The 21,132-nt window shown below is 27.6% G+C and carries 19 protein-coding genes; 8 read left to right on the top strand and 11 right to left on the bottom strand.

Features of this window, described 5'->3' with window-relative positions:
- The first annotated feature begins 1 nt into the window (after position 1).
- Positions 2-751, top strand: coding sequence for a TIGR02757 family protein (locus tag CPEL_RS02035; protein ID WP_044598410.1), 750 nt, complete (start codon positions 2-4; stop codon positions 749-751).
- Positions 736-1,488: a TSUP family transporter gene (locus CPEL_RS02030; RefSeq protein ID WP_044598409.1), complete on the top strand. Its 753-nt coding sequence runs from the start codon at positions 736-738 to the stop codon at positions 1,486-1,488. Before CPEL_RS02035 ends, CPEL_RS02030 begins: the two co-directional genes overlap by 16 nt.
- Here CPEL_RS02030 and CPEL_RS02025 read toward each other — a convergent pair.
- From CPEL_RS02025 to rplM, 10 genes are all read right to left on the bottom strand, one after another.
- Positions 1,485-2,645 carry a transformation system, type II secretion system membrane protein CtsF gene (locus tag CPEL_RS02025; protein WP_044598408.1) on the bottom strand — a complete coding sequence of 387 codons (1,161 nt, stop codon included), beginning with the start codon at positions 2,643-2,645 and terminating at the stop codon, positions 1,485-1,487. The two genes, CPEL_RS02030 and CPEL_RS02025, sit on opposite strands and share 4 nt — an antisense overlap.
- Complete coding sequence (locus CPEL_RS02020; RefSeq protein ID WP_044598407.1) at positions 2,642-4,204, bottom strand: transformation system, type II secretion system ATPase CtsE; 1,563 nt, start codon at positions 4,202-4,204, stop codon at positions 2,642-2,644. The genes CPEL_RS02025 and CPEL_RS02020 overlap by 4 nt, the downstream gene beginning before the upstream one ends.
- The gene (locus CPEL_RS02015) at positions 4,188-4,526 is read right to left on the bottom strand and encodes a transformation system, membrane protein CtsX (protein ID WP_049984562.1); all 339 of its coding nucleotides are present in this window, start codon (positions 4,524-4,526) and stop codon (positions 4,188-4,190) included. The genes CPEL_RS02020 and CPEL_RS02015 overlap by 17 nt, the downstream gene beginning before the upstream one ends.
- Complete coding sequence (gene mshL, locus CPEL_RS02010; protein WP_044598406.1) at positions 4,507-5,898, bottom strand: pilus (MSHA type) biogenesis protein MshL; 1,392 nt, start codon at positions 5,896-5,898, stop codon at positions 4,507-4,509. Before mshL ends, CPEL_RS02015 begins: the two co-directional genes overlap by 20 nt.
- The gene (locus CPEL_RS02005; protein ID WP_148308764.1) at positions 5,867-6,169 is read right to left on the bottom strand and encodes a hypothetical protein; all 303 of its coding nucleotides are present in this window, start codon (positions 6,167-6,169) and stop codon (positions 5,867-5,869) included. The genes mshL and CPEL_RS02005 overlap by 32 nt, the downstream gene beginning before the upstream one ends.
- 30 nt (positions 6,170-6,199) lie before the next feature.
- Entirely contained in the window at positions 6,200-9,754 is a 3,555-nt protein-coding gene (nifJ, locus tag CPEL_RS02000) for a pyruvate:ferredoxin (flavodoxin) oxidoreductase (RefSeq protein ID WP_044598404.1), read from the bottom strand.
- 115 nt (positions 9,755-9,869) lie between these two features.
- Positions 9,870-10,514 carry an HAD family hydrolase gene (locus CPEL_RS01995; RefSeq protein WP_044598403.1) on the bottom strand — a complete coding sequence of 215 codons (645 nt, stop codon included), beginning with the start codon at positions 10,512-10,514 and terminating at the stop codon, positions 9,870-9,872.
- A gap of 2 nt (positions 10,515-10,516) precedes the next feature.
- Entirely contained in the window at positions 10,517-11,506 is a 990-nt protein-coding gene (locus CPEL_RS01990) for an outer membrane fibronectin-binding protein (protein WP_044598402.1), read from the bottom strand.
- Positions 11,507-11,758: 252 nt separating this feature from the next.
- Complete coding sequence (gene rpsI, locus CPEL_RS01985; RefSeq protein ID WP_039617655.1) at positions 11,759-12,148, bottom strand: 30S ribosomal protein S9; 390 nt, start codon at positions 12,146-12,148, stop codon at positions 11,759-11,761.
- Between the two features lie 2 nt (positions 12,149-12,150).
- Positions 12,151-12,576, bottom strand: coding sequence for a 50S ribosomal protein L13 (gene rplM / locus CPEL_RS01980; RefSeq protein WP_039617653.1), 426 nt, complete (start codon positions 12,574-12,576; stop codon positions 12,151-12,153).
- A gap of 182 nt (positions 12,577-12,758) precedes the next feature.
- Here rplM and CPEL_RS01975 point away from each other — a divergent pair, with 182 nt between their 5' ends.
- Positions 12,759-13,676 (top strand): helix-turn-helix transcriptional regulator, encoded by a 918-nt coding sequence (locus CPEL_RS01975; RefSeq protein WP_044598401.1) that lies wholly within the window; start codon positions 12,759-12,761, stop codon positions 13,674-13,676.
- A 4-nt stretch (positions 13,677-13,680) separates the two neighbouring features.
- On the opposite strand, the gene CPEL_RS01970 is transcribed toward CPEL_RS01975, so the two are convergent.
- Complete coding sequence (locus CPEL_RS01970) at positions 13,681-15,159, bottom strand: PDDEXK-like family protein (RefSeq protein ID WP_044598400.1); 1,479 nt, start codon at positions 15,157-15,159, stop codon at positions 13,681-13,683.
- A gap of 110 nt (positions 15,160-15,269) precedes the next feature.
- Between CPEL_RS01970 and CPEL_RS01965 the strand changes: the two genes are divergently transcribed.
- The 5 genes from CPEL_RS01965 (at position 15,270) to CPEL_RS01945 (ending at position 21,096) form a co-directional block, all read left to right on the top strand.
- Complete coding sequence (locus CPEL_RS01965) at positions 15,270-15,830, top strand: hypothetical protein (protein WP_044598399.1); 561 nt, start codon at positions 15,270-15,272, stop codon at positions 15,828-15,830.
- Positions 15,814-16,581, top strand: a complete 768-nt coding sequence (locus CPEL_RS01960) for an agmatine deiminase family protein (RefSeq protein ID WP_044598398.1) — start codon at positions 15,814-15,816, stop codon at positions 16,579-16,581. The genes CPEL_RS01965 and CPEL_RS01960 overlap by 17 nt, the downstream gene beginning before the upstream one ends.
- Positions 16,582-16,605: 24 nt before the next feature.
- Positions 16,606-17,262 (top strand): hypothetical protein, encoded by a 657-nt coding sequence (locus tag CPEL_RS01955; protein ID WP_049984561.1) that lies wholly within the window; start codon positions 16,606-16,608, stop codon positions 17,260-17,262.
- Between the two features lie 75 nt (positions 17,263-17,337).
- The gene (locus CPEL_RS01950) at positions 17,338-19,260 is read left to right on the top strand and encodes an AAA family ATPase (RefSeq protein ID WP_044598397.1); all 1,923 of its coding nucleotides are present in this window, start codon (positions 17,338-17,340) and stop codon (positions 19,258-19,260) included.
- A gap of 138 nt (positions 19,261-19,398) precedes the next feature.
- A complete protein-coding gene (locus CPEL_RS01945) occupies positions 19,399-21,096 on the top strand; it encodes a DUF262 domain-containing protein (RefSeq protein ID WP_044598396.1) in 1,698 nt (565 codons plus the stop codon).
- Positions 21,097-21,132 lie beyond the last annotated feature (36 nt).

The following is a 21,132-nucleotide window of genomic DNA, read 5'->3' as shown; positions in this document are numbered from 1 at the left end:
TATGCAACTTAAAGCTCTTTTAGATGATTTAGCAATAAGCAAAAACACTCAAAAAGAGCTATTTTTACATCCTGATCCTTTGCAAATTGCTAGTATTTACAAAGATGAAAATATATCTTTAATTTGTGCTTTATTTGCCTATGGAAATGCTAAAAATATAGTTAATTTTTTAAAAAAACTTGATTTTTCTTTATTAGAAATAAACGAAGAAAAAATTTTGAAAGAATGTAAAAATTTAAAATATCGTTTTCAAAATTCTCAAGATATAGCCCAAATTTTTATAAGCTTAAGACGATTAAAAAACGAAGATAGCTTAGAAAATATTTTCACCAAAGCTTATCAAGAAGAACAAAATATCATTCATAGCATAAAGACTTTTATAGAAAAAATTTATAAAATCAATTCTTATAGAAGTTTTGGATATGAATTTTTCTTTTCCAAAGAATTTCAAATTCCAAAATCTCCCTTCAAAAGATATAATATGTTTTTAAGATGGATGGTAAGAAAAGATGAACTTGATCTTGGATTGTTTAAAAATATAGATAAAAAAGATTTGCTTATACCACTAGATACTCATACGCATAAAGTTTCATTGGAGCTTAAGCTTTTAAAGCGTAGAATTTATGATTTTAAGAGTGTTGTAGAATTAACACAAAATTTAAAAAAATTAGATCCAAAAGATCCTACAAAATATGACTTTGCTTTATATAGAATCGGACAATGTAAGGAAAAATTATGGAGCTTGAGTTAAGTTATTATGTGATTTTATTTTTTGTTGCTACTTTTGCAGGATGTGTTGATGCTATCGTTGGTGGAGGTGGTTTGATAACTATACCTGCTTTACTTGCTTGTGGAATTCCTCCGCACTTAGCCTTAGCTACTAATAAACTTCAAAGCACTTTTGGTTCACTAACTGCTGTATTAACTTATAGAAAGCATATGAATATAGAAAAAATTGCTTTAGGCGTTTTATTTACCGCAATTGGAGCTGCCATTGGAACTTATGCGGTTTTATTGATCGATCAAAATGCTGTAAAAATCATTGTGCTAATATGCTTAGTTTTGGTTTTTCTTTATACTATTTTTAAACCTGAACTTGGAAAAGTTCAATGTGAAGCTAAAATGGATGCGAAAAAATTTCAAATCACCTTTGGTTTATTGCTTGGTTTTTATGATGGATTTTTAGGACCTGGTACTGGTACTTTTTGGATTTTTGCCTGCGTGATATTTTTAGGTTTTAATATGAAAAATGCAAGCATTAATACTAAAATTTTAAATTTCACAAGCAATATCGTAGCATTAATAGCATTTTTATATTTATATGAGGTGCTTTGGAAGGTTGGAATTTTAATGGGTATTGGTCAAATACTTGGAGCTTTTATTGGCTCAAAACTTGTTTTAAAAACACAAGGAACTTTTATTAAAAAACTTTTTTTAACTATGGTTGCACTTACCATTATCAAAGTTATCTATGATTATCTTGCCTAAAATCCATGACTTATTTGCCACATAGGCAAAAATACACCCAAAGCAAGAATCAAAATCAAACCTGCCATAAAAAAGACCATTAATGGCTCTAATAACACAAAAAGTCTTTGCATATACTCTTCTTTTTTATTTTCAAAAAACAAAGCTAATTCATAAGAACTTTCATCTAAATTTGAACTCTTAAAAGACAAATTTAACATTCTAATTACAAAATTTTCAAAAATTTCAATTTTTAAAAAAGCCTGTGATAAAGAAAGTCCAGATTCAAACAAATAAATAGCATTTGCTATTTTAGTATTTAAAAATTTATTTTTTACTCCGTTATTGGCTAAATTCAAAGCCTTTTTTATATCTACTCCCGAATTCAACAAATGCGATAAAATCAAGAAAAAACAAAATTTATCTTGATAAGAAATTAATTTTCCAAAAATAGGCATATAAAAACATAATTTATCAAATAAATAAGAATTTTTATATAAAAAAAATAACCATAAAATCAATAAAAAAAATACCACAATAAAAATGTAAAAATTATTAATAAAATCTCCTATAGCAAAAAGAATTCTAGTGATCAAGGGAAGGTTAAGTTCAAGTTGCTCAAACAAAGCCTTAAATTCAGGAAGAACAAAAACCATTAAAACACCAAAGGCAAACAAAATACAAACTAAAACCAACAATGGATAAGAAATTGCTTTTTTAAATTGCTTATAATTTTTTAATCTTTTTTCTTTTAAAGCAATGATAATATCAAAAGCTTTACTTAAATCATCTTTACCATTGCAAATTTTTAACATAGCTAACTCTGTAGAATTTAAAATTCCACTAAAAGCATCATCATAAGAAGTTCCATTCTTAAGTTTTTGATATATGATTTTAAAATTGTGAGTTATTTTTTGATCATAAGCATTATTGCAAAATTCTAAAACCGCTTCTTGTAAACTCAACCCAGCTTTTAAAATCATATTTAGATCTTTAAAAATAAATATTAATTCCTCTTCTTTAAATTTAGCCCTTTGTTTTTCTTCTAATTCTTGAATTTCAACTATAGTATGGTATTTTTTTAAAGCCTGCATTCTTGCTTCATAAGTATTTTTTGCTTTAAGAAATGTTTGTTTTTGCTTGTCATTTATCATGTAAATTATTTTAAATTTTTTCAAACTACAACTTTCTTTATTTCTTCCAAACTTGTTAAGCCCATTTTTACTTTTTCTAAAGCATCTTCGCTTAAATTTATAAGACCATTTTTTAAGGCATAATTTAAAATCAGCTCATAAGAAGAATTATTTTCTATCATGGTTTTTATATTTTGATCTAAAAATAAAAATTCAGCTATCATAATACGACCTTTATAGCCACTCATCATGCATTTGGCACAACCCTTCGCTTTGTATATTTTTTCTTTAATTATTTCATTTTTATATAAGATATTTTCATGAATTTCTTCTTTGCATTCACATAATCTACGCACTAAACGCTGTGATATGATTAAATTCACAGAACACGCTATCAAGTAAGATTTAGCTCCCATATGTAACATTCTAAAAATAGCTTCTAAAGCATTATTAGTATGTAAAGTGCTTAAAACCAAATGTCCACTTAAAGAAGCTTTTAAAACTATATCTAAACTTTCCTCATCGCGTATTTCGCCTATCATAATCACATCAGGATCTTGTCTTAAAACTCCTCTTAGTGCTTTTTTAAAATCAAATCCAACTTTAGCATTTAAAAGAATTTGCTGAGCGTGCTTTAATTTGTATTCTACAGGATCTTCAAGTGTGATTATTTTTTTACTTTTATCTAATTGATTTAATATTGTATGCATAAAAGTACTTTTACCGCTTCCTGTAGGCCCACAAAATAAAATTAAACCATATGGGGTATTTAAGCTATGGCTTAATCTTTGTAAATTTCTTTCATCAATAAAAAGTTGCTCTAAAGATAAAATTTGTTCCTCTTGTTTTAAAATCCTAATAACAATACTTTGCCCAAAAAGCAAAGGCATTATAGAAATTCTAAAATCATATTTTTGCTTGAAAATTTCCTTGCTGAAGCTACCATCTTGAGCATTTCTTTGTTCAGCAACATTTAACAAAGATATGATTTTAATATGCAAAAGTAAAGCTTGGTAATTTGAATGAGATAAACTTGTAATAGAATTTAAAATTCCATCAATTCTAAACCTAATCAATACTTCATTTTCTAAAGGTTCAAAATGAATATCACTTGCTTTTAAAAAACTTGCATACGATAACACTAAAAACAAAAAATTTTCAACTATATCATTGTCTTGAGCATCCTTAGTTTGCAGAATTTTTTCTATTTCATAAGAATAATTTTGAAATTTAATCAAAAATTTTATTTTTTCAAAAAAATATTGAAATTTACAAAAAGCACTAATATACACTATAATGTTTTTAAATCTAAACAAATTTTGTATTTTTGCTAATGCTTCTTCTTCAAGTGGTTTAAAAGACACAATATAAATATTTTCTTCATCTTCTTTAAAACAAAAACAATGATATTTTTCCACCAAAACCAAAGGTAAAGTATTTAGATGCAAATCAAAGTCTAATTCTTGGTTTAAATCCAAAAAATTTAAGCCATAATTTTTTGCCAAATTCTTAAAATACTGCTCATTTATACTATAGAGTTCATCTTGACTTAATTTATTAAAAACTATATATTCAAATAATTCTTCATCATTTAATTTTAACATTTAATAATTTCTCGTATTCTTCTTTTGCTTTTAATGCTTGTGAGTTTTTACCCTGCTTTATTTTAGCATTAATAAAAACAAGCCATGCTTCTTCTTTTAGATTATCAATTTCATTAGCTTCTACCGCCCAAAAAATAGCTTTATCATAATCTTTATTAATGTAAAAAAATTGTGCAAGATTTAATGCATTGTGATAATTTGGATTTTGTATGAATTTCTCATATAAAATTTTAGAATCTACTTTTTCATTTTTAATCACCGCAAAAGAATCAGCATACAAAAAAGACAATAAAAATAAAAAACTAAAACATATAATCTTCATGATCAAATCCTAATTCTTTTAAATTTAATATCTTTTTATCTTCTTTTACAATCACTGGTTTTATAATGAATACTATTTCACTCACATCTTCTATATTTTGCTTTCCTTGAAATAACAAGCCAAATAAAGGAATTTTCGAAAGAGCACTAATTTCATTTTGATTATTGACGCTATTTTTACTGATTAATCCGCCTAAAATCAAAGTCTGTCCATCTTCCACTTCAACAACAGTGGATAATTTTTTTTGTATAGTATCAGGGGCTATATTTCTTGGTTTGTTTTGGCGGTGATTATCTACACTATATTTAAAATCACTTAAACTTGGATTTATCCTAAGCATAATTTTATGATCATCTGAAATTTCTGGCAAGATATTTAGTAAAATACCTACAAATATTGAGTAATTATTATAAGTTTCACTTATAGTTGTTCCATTTTCTGTTCCTTTGGAGCTTTCTTTAACTTGATAATTAATAGTATCACCAATAGAAATTATAGCTTGTTGATTATTTAAAGCCATTAGCTTTGGATTAGAAAGAACTGAAGTTTTTCCATTTTCTTGTAATAAATTTAAAATTGCTTTGATTTCTATATTTGATTTTAAATTAATATTTTTAATTCCACCTTTATTAAGTATGAATTCTTTATCATCTGCATTTAACTTAAAAGCAAGCTCTTGCCAATTAATCCCACTAGAATGACTTTTATTTAAGTGAACTGCAACTATACTTACATCGATTAACACTTGCTTTTTTAGTCTTTTGTTTAAATCTTTTAAATAATTTTGCACCCTAGTTATTTCATAAGGAGTTGCATTTAAGGTTATAATACCTGCATTAGTATTGATAATAGGTTTAGTAGAATCATCATCTAACAAAGCTTGTATTTCTTCTGCAATTTTTTCCCAAAAATTAAATTTATCTGTGCTAACAACTAAATTATCTGCATCCTTTCCAAAAATATCTAAATCCCCTTGTCTTGGCCTAGAATCAACAGAAGCTTTAGTAATGCTTTGACCTTCTCTTATAGAACTTATGTAATGGACTTTAAAAGTTTTAACTAATTTACCATAAATTTTTAAAACATTCTTTTCATATTCATAAGCAAGATTATTCTCCTTTAGCAAAAGATCAAAAATTTCTCTTAGAGTCATTTTACTAATATGAATATAATTTTGTTGGTTGTTTAGTTTATTTTTAGCTAAATCATCTTTAATGATAATACTAAATCTACACTCTCTACCTAATTCATTTAAAACCTCAAGCAAAGAACTTTTTGTTTCAACACTTATATCAAATGTTCTTTGAGAGCATTTTAAAGCCCCATTAGCAAAACATACGCTAATAAATAACAATATTATTATTTTTTTCATACAATTTTAAAACCACTTTTCTTTCTTTATCCATTAATATAACTTCAAAATTTCTAATTTCAACCAATTTAAAACCTTCTATATCATCATTTAAAACATACCATTTATCATTAATTTTTGCCTTATTAGCAACAATAGCCTGTAAAGAAAGATCGGATTTAACATTTATTGTTTTTTGAAAAAAAGGATCTTGGATTAAATTTAAATTTTGATTACTACAATTTTCTTTAAAAAAATAGCGATCAAAGCTAAAAGCTTTAATCACTATCATTATAAATATAATTAAAATTTTAAACAAATTTTAGTTTTCATTACTAAAATCAGCATTTGCTAAGCGCTTAAGTTGTCTATAACGGCGTTGAGCTTCAGCTTTATTTTTTTCGAATAATTCTCTTGCGTGTTCAGGATTTGATTTTTTCAAAGAACTATAACGAACTTCATTCATTAAAAAACTTTCATATAAATCCCAATCAGGCTCCTTAGAAGAAATTGTTAAAGGATTTTTACCTTCAGCTTCTAAGCGTGGATCGTAAATATAAGTTGGCCAGTATCCGCATTTTGTAGCTAATTCTGCTTGATCTCCTGAATTTCCAAGTCCACCTTTAATACCATGAGCTATACAAGGAGAATAAGCAATAATTAACGATGGGCCATCATAAGATTCTGCAGCAATTACTGCTTTTAAAAGTTGAGCATAGTTTGCATTAGAATTAACTTGAGCAACAAAAATATAGCCATAAGTCATAGCAATTTGACCTAAATCTTTTTTCTGTACCGGTTTACCAGCTGCGGCAAATTGTGCTACCGAACCTGTTCTTGAAGATTTTGAGCTTTGGCCACCAGTATTTGAATAAACCTCAGTATCAAGGACTAAAATATTAACATTTTCTCCACTTGCTAAAACATGATCAAGCCCACCATAACCTATATCATAAGCCCAACCATCACCGCCAAAGATCCAATGAGATTTTTTACTTAAATAACTCTTAAGCTCTAAAATATCATTTACAGCTTTAATTTGCTTATTTTCTTCTAACAATGGAACTAATTTATCTCTTAACTCTAATGAAGCATTAGAATCTTCTTTATTTGCAATCCATTCTTTATATAAAGCAGAAAGTGCATTAGGAACATCTTGCATACTTTCATTCATTATGTGTTCTATTTTATGTCTTGTTGTCTCAGTTGCTATTTTCATACCCAAGCCAAACTCAGCATTATCTTCAAACAATGAATTTCCCCAAGCAGGTCCATGGCCATTTTTGTTACTTTTTCTATATGGAGTTGAAGGTGCTGAACCACCATAAATAGAACTACAACCCGTTGCATTAGCAATAATCATTCTCTCACCAAACAATCTTGTTATCAAAGTAATATAAGGAGTTTCTCCACACCCTGGACATGCACCATGAAATTCAAATAAAGGTTGAGCAAATTGGATACCTTTAGCATTTTCTCTATTTAAAACATTATCTTTATAGCTTACTTTTTTAAACAAGTAATCAGCATTTTCTTGCTCACCATGGTCAAGTTCTTCACCTAGTGGCACCATTACTAAAGATTTTTCTTTAGTAGGGCACTCATGCACGCAAAGCTCACAGCCAGTACAATCAAGCGGAGAAACTTGAATTTTAAAATTTAATTTTTGTTCTTTCACACCTTTTGCATTTAAACTATGCTCTTTTACGCCAATTGGAGCATTGTTTAATTCTTCTTCGTTGATTAAAAATGGTCTAATAACTGCATGCGGACAAACTGAAGCACATTGGTTGCATTGGATACAATTAGTTTCTATCCATCTTGGCACCATAACCCCAACACCTCTTTTTTCAAACTCAGTTGTTCCGTGCTCAAAACTACCATCTTCATAACCCAAAAATGCCGAAACTGGTAAATCATCACCCTTAGCTGCATTCATTGGTTTTGCTATTTTTTCAACAAATTCAGTTCCTTTATAAGCTATGGTTTCTTCTTTTACTTCATCAGCTAAATTTGCCCAAGATGGATCAACATCAATTTTTACAAGCCCATCTGCACCCACATCAATAGCTTTATAATTCATCTCAACTATAGCATCGCCTTTTTTACTATATGATTTATAAGCTAATTCTTTCATATATTTTTGTGCATCCTCAAAAGGAATGATATTAGCAAGTTTAAAAAATGCTGATTGCATGATAGTGTTTGTTCTACTACCCAAGCCTATTTCTCTAGCAAGCTTTGTAGCATTAATAATATAAAAATTAATCTCTTTTTGTGCTAAAACTCTTTTTACTGCATTAGGAATTCTTTTTATTGTCTCTTGGGCATTCCAAATACTATTTAAAAGAAAAGTTCCACCTTTTCTAATACCCGCTAAAACATCATAAATTTCTAAGTATGCAGCAACTGAACATGCAACAAAATGTGGCGTAGAAACCAAATAAGTTGAAGTAATAGGTTTTTTAGAAAATCTCAAATGGCTTCTTGTATAACCCCCTGATTTTTTAGAATCATATGCAAAGTAAGCTTGCGCGTAAAAGTCTGTTTTGTCCCCTATAATTTTAATTGAATTTTTATTTGCTCCAACCGTTCCATCAGCACCAAGTCCATAAAATAAACATTCTATAGTGCTTTCATCACTTAAAGAAATTTTTTCTCCTACTGCTAATGAAGTAAAACTCACATCATCATTAATTCCTATAGTAAAGCCATCTTTTGGATTTGCCTGATTTAAATTTTCAAATACCGCTATAAGTTGGGCAGGATCAACATCTTTTGAAGAAAGTCCATATCTTCCACCAACAATTAAAGGTGCATTTTCTTTTCCATAATAAGCACTTTTTAAATCAAGATAAAGTGGCTCGCCTAAGCTTCCTGGCTCTTTAGTTCTGTCTAAAACAGCTATTTTTTCAACGCTTTGTGGCATCACATCAAACAAATATTTTAAACTAAATGGTCTATATAAATGAACCTTTAAAACTCCTACCTTTTGGCCTTTATTATTTAAGTAATCCACAACCTCTTTTAAAGCTTCAGTCACTGAACCCATAGCTACAACTACACGCGTTGCATTTTTATCACCATAATACACAAAAGGCTTATATTCTCTTCCTGTGATTTTTGAAATTTCTTGCATATATTCATTAACAATATCAGGAATAGCTTCATAATATTTATTTGCTAATTCTCTTGTTTGAAAGTAAATATCATCATTTTGTGCTGTTCCTCTTGTTTTAGGATTTTCAGGATTTAAACAGGAATTTCTAAATTCCAATAGAGCTTTACGATCTAATAATCTATCAAAATGTGCATAATCCATTACTTCTATTTTTTGAATTTCATGAGATGTTCTAAAGCCATCAAAAAAATGCATAAAAGGAACTCTTCCTTTAATAGCTGCTAAATGAGCCACACCTGCTAAATCCATACTTTCTTGCACGGAGTGAGAACAAAGCATAGCAAATCCCGTTTGTCTTGCTGCATAAATATCTTGATGATCTCCAAAAATCGAAAGTGCTTGAGAGGCCAAAGCTCTAGCTGCCACATGAATTACCCCTGGCAAAAGCTGTCCTGCAATTTTATACATATTTGGTATTTTTAATAAAAGTCCTTGAGAGGCTGTATAAGTAGTAGTTAAAGAACCTGCTTGCAAAGAGCCATGCACGGTTCCTGCAGCTCCTGCTTCACTTTGCATCTCTACAACTTTAACTGGTACTCCAAAAAGATTTTTTTTACCTTGAGCAGCCCATATATCTGTATAATCTGCCATAGGTGAACTTGGAGTAATAGGATAAATTCCAGCAACCTCAGTAAATGCATAAGCAGCATAAGCTGCTGCTTCGTTACCATCCATTGTTTTCATTATTTTACTCATCTAATCTATCCTTAAAAAATAATTACTTAAAATCAATAGCTACTTTATCTTTAATTATCTTAAACAATGATAAAAATTTTTTATTATATTTAAACTTATACTTATAAATGTGAAGTTATAGGATATTTTTTAGATAACATACTGCTTTGTAAGTATCTTCAAAAAGCAAAGTGTTAAATTTAACTAAGCTCTCTTTAGCTTCATAACCGCTACTAACTGCAATCGGTGTAATACTTGCATTTAACGCCGCTTGTATATCAAGATGGGTATCACCCACCATAAAAGCATTTTCTTTATTTTTATTTAATCTATTTAAAGCTAATAATATAGGTTCAGCATTTGGCTTAGGATGAGTAACATCATCTCTGCCTATAATAATTTTAAAATATTCACCTATACCCAAGTAATCAAGTAAGGGCTTAGAAAATTTAGAACTTTTAGTTGTAACAACAGCCAAATCAGCAAACAAGCTAGCCTCATACACACTTTCTTTTGCCAAAGGAAGTAAAAAAGTTTGTTCTATATAGATTTTTTGGTATACATTTCTATAAGCATTAATATATTCATTTGTTTTTTCTTTTGGCACTCCAAGTTTTTCAAAAGCAATATCTAAAGGAAAACCTATAAGAGCTTTAATGTTTTCATGATCTCTTAAAGGCTCATTAAAGGCTTTAAAAGCAGCATCAAAACCTTCTAAAATGGCACTTGTAGAGTCTATCAAAGTGCCATCTAAATCAAATAAAATAGTTTTTTTATACAAGATTATTCTTTAATAAAAAATTTAGCCTCAACGCGTCTATTTTGCGCACGGCCTTCTTTGGTATCATTGCTTGCAGCAGGTTTATCAAAACCATAACCTTTTGTTGAAATTTTTTCTTTTGCAACTCCTGATCTTTCAAGTTCATTTGCAACTGCTTTTGCACGCTTTAGTGAAAGTTTTTGATTATATGTTTTAGAACCTATATTATCAGTATGTCCTTCTAAAATAGTATAATATTGTGGATTTTCTTCTAAAACTTTAGCAACTTCATGAATTTTTTGTGCAAATTCTGGATTGATACTTACTTGATCAAAGCCAAAATGGCCTTCAAGTGCTATAGTTTTTTCACAACCTATATGATCAAGTAAAGCACCTTTTCTTGGCTCTGGGCATGATTTTTCAATTTGCTTAACTTGTGGTTTTTCTTCAATTTGTTTTGCTGTAGAAGTTTGAGGAATTTTTGGAGCTTTATCACCAAAATAAAAACTCAAACCAACGCTAGATATTAAATTATGCTCGCCATTATTAAATTTAATTTGATCTCTTGCTTCAAGTCTTAAAGCTAAATCTTCTCCAAGTGCAAATTTAAAACCCGCACCATATTGGGCAAACATGCCACTTTTATTTTCATAAGCTCCATGACTTAAGTACTCATAACCACTTCCTAATAAGCCATAAAAATACACATGATTTGCTAAATCAATCCCTTTAATAGCATTTACATAAAATCTTGAAACACTTGTATTTGTATATGTATTATCTTTTGGATTATTATATTTTGCATTATCATAATACTCTAAACCAAGTTCAGCTTGATCTATCCACAAATGATCATAATGATAACCAAATCTTAATCCCACACCACCATAATTTTTAAGATCTAAATTCCCTTCTGGTATAGTGTAATTAAAAGTTGGAGTAATTTCTATTTTACTAGCATCAAAAGCAAATAAAGCAGTAGCTATACCCAATAAACTTATAATTTTTCTCATAACAAAACTCCTAAGTATTTTAAAATAAGATTATAAGCTATTGTATAAAAATAAAGATTAAAATAAAATAAGCCCCTTAAAAAGGGGCTTAAATTTACTACAAAAAGGAGGTTTCCCTGATCGGACTTTGGAATTATAAAAGTTTATTCTAAACAAAAAATCCTTTGATTTTAAACAAAATAAAAATATATGAAAAAAATGATTTTAAAAATTAAGAAAGAGATTGGATCCAAAAAACGGATCCAAAAAATATTAGCGTTTAGAAAATTGTGGGCTTCTTCTTGCTTTTCTGCGGCCGTATTTTTTACGCTCAACAGTTCTACTATCTCTAGTAAGAAGTCCTTTTGGTTTTAATAATGCTCTAAAATCTGCATCCATAGCAGCTAATGCTCTTGAAATTCCATGTCTTAAAGCTTCGGCTTGAGCGCTGTAACCACCGCCTAAAGTCGTTGCTTTAATATCCATAGAAGTTTCTTGCTTAGTTACTAATAAAGGCTGAACTACTTTTAATTTTATAGCCTCATGCCCGCCAAGCCAAGTGTTTAAATCCATACCATTTACGATGATTTTACCACTACCAGCTTTTACCCAAACTTTAGCTACAGCGGTTTTTCTTTTACCTGTTGCGTATGTTGTTGCCATGATTATTTTCCTTTATTAGCAATTTGAGCAGTATGAGGGTGTTCGCTACCTGCATAAATTTTTAGTTTTTTAAGCATAGCTCTACCTAAATTTGTTTTAGGCAACATACCACGAACTGCTAATTTATATAATTTAACCGGATTTTTTTCTAATAAATCACCAAATTTTTCACTTTTAACACTTCCAAAATACCCTGAATGTCTGTGGTATAGTTTATCTTCTGCTTTGTTTGCACCTGTGAAAACTGCTTTAGAAGCATTGATAATGATTACATAATCTCCACAATCAACATTTGGAGTATAGCAAGGTTTATTTTTACCTCTTAAGATAGTCGCTACTTCTGTTAAAAGACGACCAAAACGCTTTCCTTCAGCGTCTAAAACGATCCATTCGCGTTTTACTTCGTTTGGCTTTGTTATTTTTGTCATCATCTTACCTTTGCCAAAAAATTTTTAAAAATGTGATTATAATTATTTTAGCTTAATTAATACTTAATTTAAGAATATTTAAAGTTTTATTATTTAATTTTATGGGATTTTATTTTAATCTTTTGCTTTAAAGATACTATAATACCATAAAAATTATTTGTATAAATTTTTAAGGAAAATCGATGAAAGATTTTAACAAATATATCAAAAATTCAAAGCTTCAAAGGCTAGAATATTTATATGATAAATTAAGCAAATCACAAAATGGCCTTAGTATAAAAGAACTAGCTGAGGAATTAAATGTTAATCCTAAAACCATAAAAAGAGATATGCAAGGTGCTTTAGAAGAAATGGGACTTATAAAAAATGGTAGAAAATGGCGTATTGATGTGAATAAAGACTATCAAAACCAAGATGAAAAAATCATTCTTGAAGTCTTAGATACCATGGCAAAAAGTGCTGGAGATAGCTTTTATGCTAAAGCACATCCTATACTTTCTAAACTCACTCAAAACATCAATAACCCAATTTATGCTAGCTTAGATGCTGAGAAATTAGAAGAGAAGGATTTAAAAAATTTTCAAATTCTTGAACAAGCTATCAACACAAAAACGCAAATTGTATTTAAGTACGAAAATAAGCTTTTTCAAGCCAAACCTTTAAAACTAGCCTTTTTTAATGGTTTTTGGTATTTGCTTGCTTTTGATATGAAAAAGCGTGAAATTTTTAAGAAATTTTACTTAAAAAATATACAAAATATCACTCTAACACAAGAGCAATTTCAAACAGATGAAAGCTTAGAGACTAAACTTCAAAAGGCAAATTCTATATGGTTTAGTCTTGAAAAAGCTTTTGTGGTAAGACTTTTAATCGAAGAGCCTATACGAAAATACTTTGAAAGAAAGCCTTTAAAATCTCAAATTATCACTGGCAAAGACAATGATGGTTCCATAGAAATAGAACTTGAGATAAATCATGAAATGGAAATTTTGCCTTTGGTGTATTATTATATGCCTTATATAAAAGTTTTAGAACCTGATTTTATAGCAAAAAAAGTCAAAGAAGTTGTTGAGCAATACCTTAAGCAAATAAGCATATGATTGCTTATTTGCTTGGTTTTAAGATTTCTTCGGCTTTATTTAAAGCTTTTTTAATCGTGTCATTTTCTATAAAATTTTTTATCTCATTATAAATATAATCTTCTATAGTTTTAAATTCACTAACTTTAGCGATTTTATCATAGTCAACCATATAATAAATAAATTCATAGTTTTTATCTTGATATTTTTCATCTAAAATTATTTTTTTATATATGCTAGCATCTAAAATATTTAAACCTTTTTTATTTAATTCTTTTTTCTTTATTTCTTTCAACTCTTCTTTAAACTTTTGAATTTTTTCGTCATATTTTGTACATTCTTCATCATTATCATAATAATAAGTAATGCAAAAATCTATACGCAAATTTTTATAATTTTTATTAGCAAAATACAAATTAAATGTTGGCATTATATAATTATTTATATCCTTTTCAGGATAAATAGTAAAGAAGCTCTTATTTGAATTTATTTTTTCATAATCTTTTTCTATAAGTAAAATATTTTTTCCTATTTTTTTGTTTTCGAATTTCTTTTCAAGCTTGTCCATAAATTCAATCATTAATTCTTCACAAATTTCACCCCATTTATCTTTTACTATTTCTTTTGCTTTTTTATATTCATCATCGCTTAAATCATTAAAATCTTTTTTATTTTTATTGTGTCTATACAAAATCATAGTTTTTTCTAAATTTTCTTTACTTGATTTTAAAAATTCCAAAACATAATCTTTAGCCACATAATCATCTGTTGATACATACCAAGTTAAAAGAGTTTTATATTGATTTAAAGAAAAAATAATATTTTGCATATCATTTTTAAACCTTTCTTTAATTTCATTTTTTTCAATTTTATTTTTACATGTATTTATACATTTATCAATCCATTTTTTTATCCATTTATAATCCATTTTAAAATAATGGCTCATTTTGTTATCATTGCTATCAAGCACAAAATTATTTTTTAATTTAAATCCATATCTTGTGCCTAAACTCATTTGGCTAGGCTCTGCTTCTTCATCCATATGTAAATAAATAGTAAGTATATTTTTATAAATATCATCTGTGTTTTTTATTTTTTTTCTTATATGATTTATATAATCTTTTAATTGATTTTTTTGATCTTTTGCATAAAGTTTATTTTCTATGATGATGTATCTTTCATCTTTTAAACTTATAAGTATATCAACCCTTCTATTGTCTTTTATACAAGCTTCTATTTCTACATTTTCTATATCTTGAACTTGCAAAGTATTAAAATTGTCTATTTTAACACTTTCTCCAAGTTTGTCTAAAAATTCTTTTGCAAAAATCTCTTGATAATGATCAGCATTTGGATTTATCAAATAAGCTATAAATTTAGAATGATAATTTTCTTTATATTCAACGCCTAAAGCTTCAAAGATATTTATATCACTCATACCTTCTTGTGCATTTTTTTGAAATTCTTTTTCTTTTTCTAATAATTCTTTTACAAATTCTTTCATTTAAAACACCCCCTTAAACAATTTCTCGCAATTATACCATCATAATATAGACTAAGAATGTCTATATTTTTAAGTTATGATTTTAAAAATTTAATCATAAAGGATTTAAAATGTTTAAAACCATGCAACATATACTAAATCATACAGATGATACTTCTCTTGCAAGATACTTTTCTTATAACAACATCAACAAATTCCAACACACAAAGGCTTTATTTTTAAAATGCCAAAGTATAGAAGAATGGCTTTTAAAAGGGCATTATGATATGGTAAATTCTTCTTTGGAATTTGTAAAAAAATTTGAATTTATCCTTGATAAAAAGATTTTAAACTCCATTTTAGAACAAAGTGTTTTATTAAAAGATAAATATACAAAATTACAAGAAGCAAAAGCCATCATAAAAACAAATTTTAAACGCAAAAGCGAGCCTTTGCATACTTTGATGTTTTTATCTCATTTACGCGTGCTTAAATTTCCTATCAGCAATGATATGCTCTATCTTAATAAAACGCAAATCATGCAAAAACTCAAAGAACTTGCTATAAAGCATTATAAAAATTCACAAGGCAAATTAAAACTTTGGGGAGATATCTTACAATATGATATTATTTATGATGATGAGTTATTAGTTTTAAGCATGCAAGGAGAATGCGGTGATAGCACTTTCTAAACTCTTAAAATCTCAACACAAAAAGATTTATCAAAATCTTGTTAGTAATTTTGCTGAATTTAACATCGGCTTTAAAGAAATACCAAGCAATGATATATGGCTAAGAGATTTTATGCCTTTGGTGTATGAAAATACTGCGACAAGTTATATTTATGATCCTGATTATCTTAAAAAATATCCGCATTTAAAAACCACTATAAAACCTTTAAAAAATCACTTAAATTTGGTGCTTGATGGGGGTAATTTTATAAGAATGCAAGATAAGGCTTTTATGTGTGAGAAAATTTTTAGCCAAAACCCAACGCTTAGTAAAGAAAACATCATACAAACTTTAAAACAAACCCTAAATTTAAACCACATAATCTTTTTACCAAGATTAGCTTATGATAGATTTGCACATAGTGATAGCATGGTAAGATTTATAAGTAAAGATCATGTGTTAATCAATGATTTTTCCTTAGAAAATACGCAGTTTTTTGAGAAATTAAACGTTGCTTTAAAGGATTTTAAAATTACAAAAATGAACTATTCTAAAGAATTTATGCAAAAATACAAATGGGGCGGGTATTTGAATTTCTTAGAATTTGATAAGGTGATTTTTGTGCCAACTTATGGCATAGAAGAGGATGAGAGTGTTTTAAGCTTTTTACAAAATATCTATAAAGATAAGAAAATCATAGGTATATATCTAAAACCTATCATCAAAAAAGGTGGAGCTTTGCATTGCATTTGTGCTAATATTTTGCAATGATTAAATTTATTTAAAGGAGAAAAAATGGAAAATCAAGAAAGAGTTGAATTCATCAATCAATTAAATGATGATATTAAAAAGAAATTTCTAAAACTTTATTTAAAAGGTGTTTTTGGGAGTAAGGAAATCACAAAAAAACTAATCAAAGCAAAATCATACAATCTTAACATTGAAGAAATAGTAAGAGAAGAATTAGAACCAAAATCAAAAAATAAAAACTATGTGGCAAATTTAAAAAATCATTATGAAGTGGTAAGAAAGAAGTATAGAATCAACAAAAAATGGAAAGATGAAAATGAAAAATTTAGTGCAATCGATAAAATGGTTGAAGAAAAATTTGAAGATATGAAAAAATTTGCTATGTGGTATGAAAAAGCGTATTTGAAAATCGAAAATAAAAGCAACCTACAATGTTATTATTGCGGTATCGATGAAAAAAATTTAGAAGATCTATTTGAAAAAAAACTTATAACTTCCAAAAAACCATCTTTTAGCGGCTCATTACAAATTGAAAGGCTAGATCCAGATAAAGGTTATAATGAAGAAAATTGTGTTCTAGCCTGCTGTATTTGCAATAATGCAAAAAGTGATATGATAAGTGCTGAAAATTTTAAGAAATATTTCAAAACCCCCATTGAAAATTTCTATAAAGACTTGTTAAAAAACATAAAACCCAAATAATTTTCATAACTAGACAATCAAAGTCTAGTTATTTTGTTTATAATTGCATTATACATCTTAGTTTAAAGGTTTATAATGCAAACAAATACTTCTACTCTTACCCACATTGCAGATTTAGATTATTACTCACATAATGTAAAAGTTATTTCATTGCACGCACAAATGTTTTCTAATAGCAAGCAAATCAAAAAAGATTTTTACAACGAATTTGAAGAAATACTAGAAAAAAATAGTAAAATCCCCAGTTTTATCTATAAACAATACTCTAAATTTATCTACCCTAGCTTCTTAAAGAAAAATCTAAGCTATCTTAAAAAATACTTGAATTTTACCCAAGCAGAATGTGATGTATTTGCCTTTTTTTACTACGCCAATAAAGGTCGCTTTGCCTTACATCAAGGATATAGCGGGGCTTTAGGCAGAAAAATAATAGAAAAAATTTTTAATCACAATCTAAAAGACATCAACAAAGCTTTAAGTGATGATTCTATGCTTTTTAAACTAGATGCTTTGTGCTATTATGATAGCGATGCCTTTGGCATAGATGTAAAAAATTTTGAAAATATTTTCACACAAGATATCAGCAAGACTACGCTTATGGGCGAGTTTTCGTATTTTTTACCTAAAACTAGACTAAATTTGAGTGATTTTGACTATATACAAGAAGAATTAAGCACCATCATTACTTTTTTAAAAAAATGCCAAAAAGGCAATATTTTTATATATGGAAAAGCAGGTGTAGGTAAAAACGAACTTAGCGCACTCATAGCCAAAGAGCTTGATAAAGAAGCATTGTGTGTTAAAGAGTGTGCAAATGATAAAAAATCAAGCAGAATTTCAAATTTTTACGCACTTAAAAAAATAATCAACCCAAAAAAGCAAATGATAGTCTTTGATGAGTGCGAGGATAGCTTTTGTTATGATTCTTTAAAAGAAAAAATAAGAATTAATAAAATTTTAGATGAAGAAAATGGTATATGTGTGTTTTTATCAAATTCTAAGGATATGGATGAGGCGTATTTGAGGCGTTTTGATATGATTTTAGAGCTTGAATGTATGCCCAAAGAAAAGAAAATTCAAAATATAAAAAATTTACTAGACAAAAAAAGGGTAAAAATAGATGAAACAATCATAGAAAGCATAGCTTCTCACCCTGAGCTTTCTCAAGGGGTTATTTTAAAATGTGCTAAAAATGCCAAAATATTTAAAAACAAAAGCCAAGAAGTATTTGTAAGATTGATTAATGAAAATTTAAAAGCAAGATCACTTCGCACCATTTCAATACCAAAAAAAGACAAAAAATATGATTTAAGCTTGATAGAATGTGATTTAAATTTACAAGAGCTAATAAACAATATCGATGAAAATTCAAGTTTGAGAATTTTAAGCTATGGCATAGCAGGTAGTGGAAAAAGCGAGTTTGGAAAAGAATTAGCCAATGTTTTAAACAAAACTTTGCACTCATACAAGCTTAGTGATATTTTAGATCCTTATGTGGGCAATAACGAAAAAAATATCGCAAACATTTTCAAAAAAGCTTCCAAAAACAACGCCATCTTACAGCTTGATGAAATCGATGCTTTGATTTATGATAGAGATGGGGCAAATAAAGGCTGGGAAAAAAGCTTAGTCAATGAAATGCTTATGCAAATGGAAAATTTTGAAGGTATTTTCATAGCCTCTACAAACTACTTGCAAAGCCTTGATAAAGCTAGTATAAGAAGGTTTGATTTAAAGATAGAATTTCAAGCGCTAAAGCAAGAAAAGCTTTTAAAGGCTTTTGAATTTTTTGCTAAAGAATTAAATTTAAGCTTTGATAAAACGCAAGTTATAAAAAGGCTTTTAAGGCTTCAAAACATTTGCTTGGGCGATTTTGCGCTAATTTTTAGACAAAATAAAATTTTTAAAATCAAAAATATTGATGAGTTTTTGCAAAAACTAGAAAAAGAATCAAAACTCAAATCAGATGATGAAAAGATCAACATGGGGTTTTTATGAAAAGAATTTACGCTTATATAAAAAATAATTTGTTTGATATAATCCTTATATTAGTAGTAATAATAACAGGAATTTTATTTTAAACAAATAAAAATTAAATTTTACCTATAATAAATAAATTTTTTAAAAGGAGTAAAAATGGCAAAAATTGAAGATATTTTCAACAATAAGGTTTTTTCTATACCAAATTATCAAAGAGATTACGCTTGGACAGATAAAAATTTGGAAGATTTATGGGATGATTTATTGGAGTCAGAACAAGCTATAAATGATCAAATGTCTCATTTTTTAGGAACAATAGTTGTTGCTCCAAATAAAAATGATAAAAATATTTATGATATTATAGATGGACAACAAAGAAGCACAACATTATTTATGCTAAGATATGCGTTAAATTATAAAACCTCTAGACCAGAAAGAGATTTAAATAAATTTTTAGATAATAATGATAATTATAGATTGCAAGTTATTGATGATAATAAAGAATTTTTTGACAAAATTTTAGAGCAAGCTAGAAATGGAAAACTAAATAACAATCTTGAAAAAGAAATAAAAACTAAAGGGCATAAAAATTTATTTGAAGTATATAAGGCTATTTATAGCAAAATAAATAGCATAGAACCCGATAGAGCTAGAAAATTGTTAGATATTCTGGATAAAATGTCTTTAATGTGGCTTGAAGAAGGAAATTCTGGTAAAGCTATAAGAATGTTTCAAACTGTCAATGATAGGGGAGTTTCATTGACAATTCTTGACAAATTAAAGGCTTTATTAATTTTATACTCCAATAAATATTGCTTAGGAGAGCTAGATGATATAATAAATGAAAGATTTGGGAGAATTTTTAAAATTGCTTTAGAAATTGAAAAACATAAAGCTGTATATTCTTTTGGGGATGTGCAATTTGTAAAAGAAATAGAATCTAGAATTTTCAATTATCATGCACTAGGAATAAGTAAAATAGGACACTATAGAAATGGCGTTGAAGCACATTATACTGAATTAAAATCGTTCTTAAAAAATAAAGAAAAGAATGATGAATTTAAAATATGGCTGGATGAATATTCTTTAGATTTAGTTAATTTTTTTGAAAGTTTTTTAAGTATTTTGAAGCTTACAGAAATAAATGCAGAAGCTTTTAAAACATTATGTATTTTAAGAATAAATCCTTTATTTTATAATGCATTAATTAGATTAAAAATGAATAATATTCTCGATGATGAATGTCTTAAATTATTCTCTCAAGCACATATATGTTTATATTCCTTAGGAAATACAAATGATTCTACAGCGTTTAAATTAGTAGAAGTTACAAATTCTAAACAAGATTTTAAAGAAAGAATTATTAAAGATTGCAAAACTTGTATTAAAAGAACAGGCCATAACAATATAGAAGATTTTATAGAAGATATATCATCAGATAATTACGAATGGGGTGCATATCACTATATGTTTTTAGAACAACAGAACATAGATATAAATTCTCTATGGCAATTAATTGAAGAAAAAATTTACTCTTTTACAAAAGAGCATATAATACCAAAAAACACAATAGAAAATGGTAGCTTAACAAACTATGGATTTAAAGATGAAGAAGATTTTGAAAAATATAAAAATTCATTTGGTAATTTAGTTCCTTTAGAAAGAAAATTAAACTCAGCAAATTCTGACAAAAGTTTAGTTGAAAAAAAGGAAAATTTTTTAAAATCTAAACTACTATACAATGTTATTTTTGCAAATCAAGAAAATTATTTATTATTTAATAGAGATAGCATAATAAAAAGAAACAATGAATTCAAAGAATGGAGTAAGATTTTTTTCAAAGATTTTTTATAATGTTTTAAGTGTTTTAATAAAATTAAAACACTTAAA

The sequence above is a fragment of the Campylobacter peloridis LMG 23910 genome (assembly GCF_000816785.1).
GTDB classification, from domain to species: Bacteria; Campylobacterota; Campylobacteria; order Campylobacterales; family Campylobacteraceae; genus Campylobacter_D; species Campylobacter_D peloridis.
Note: the sequence above shows the minus strand (reverse complement) of the source record. Positions and strands in the feature narration are given on the sequence as shown.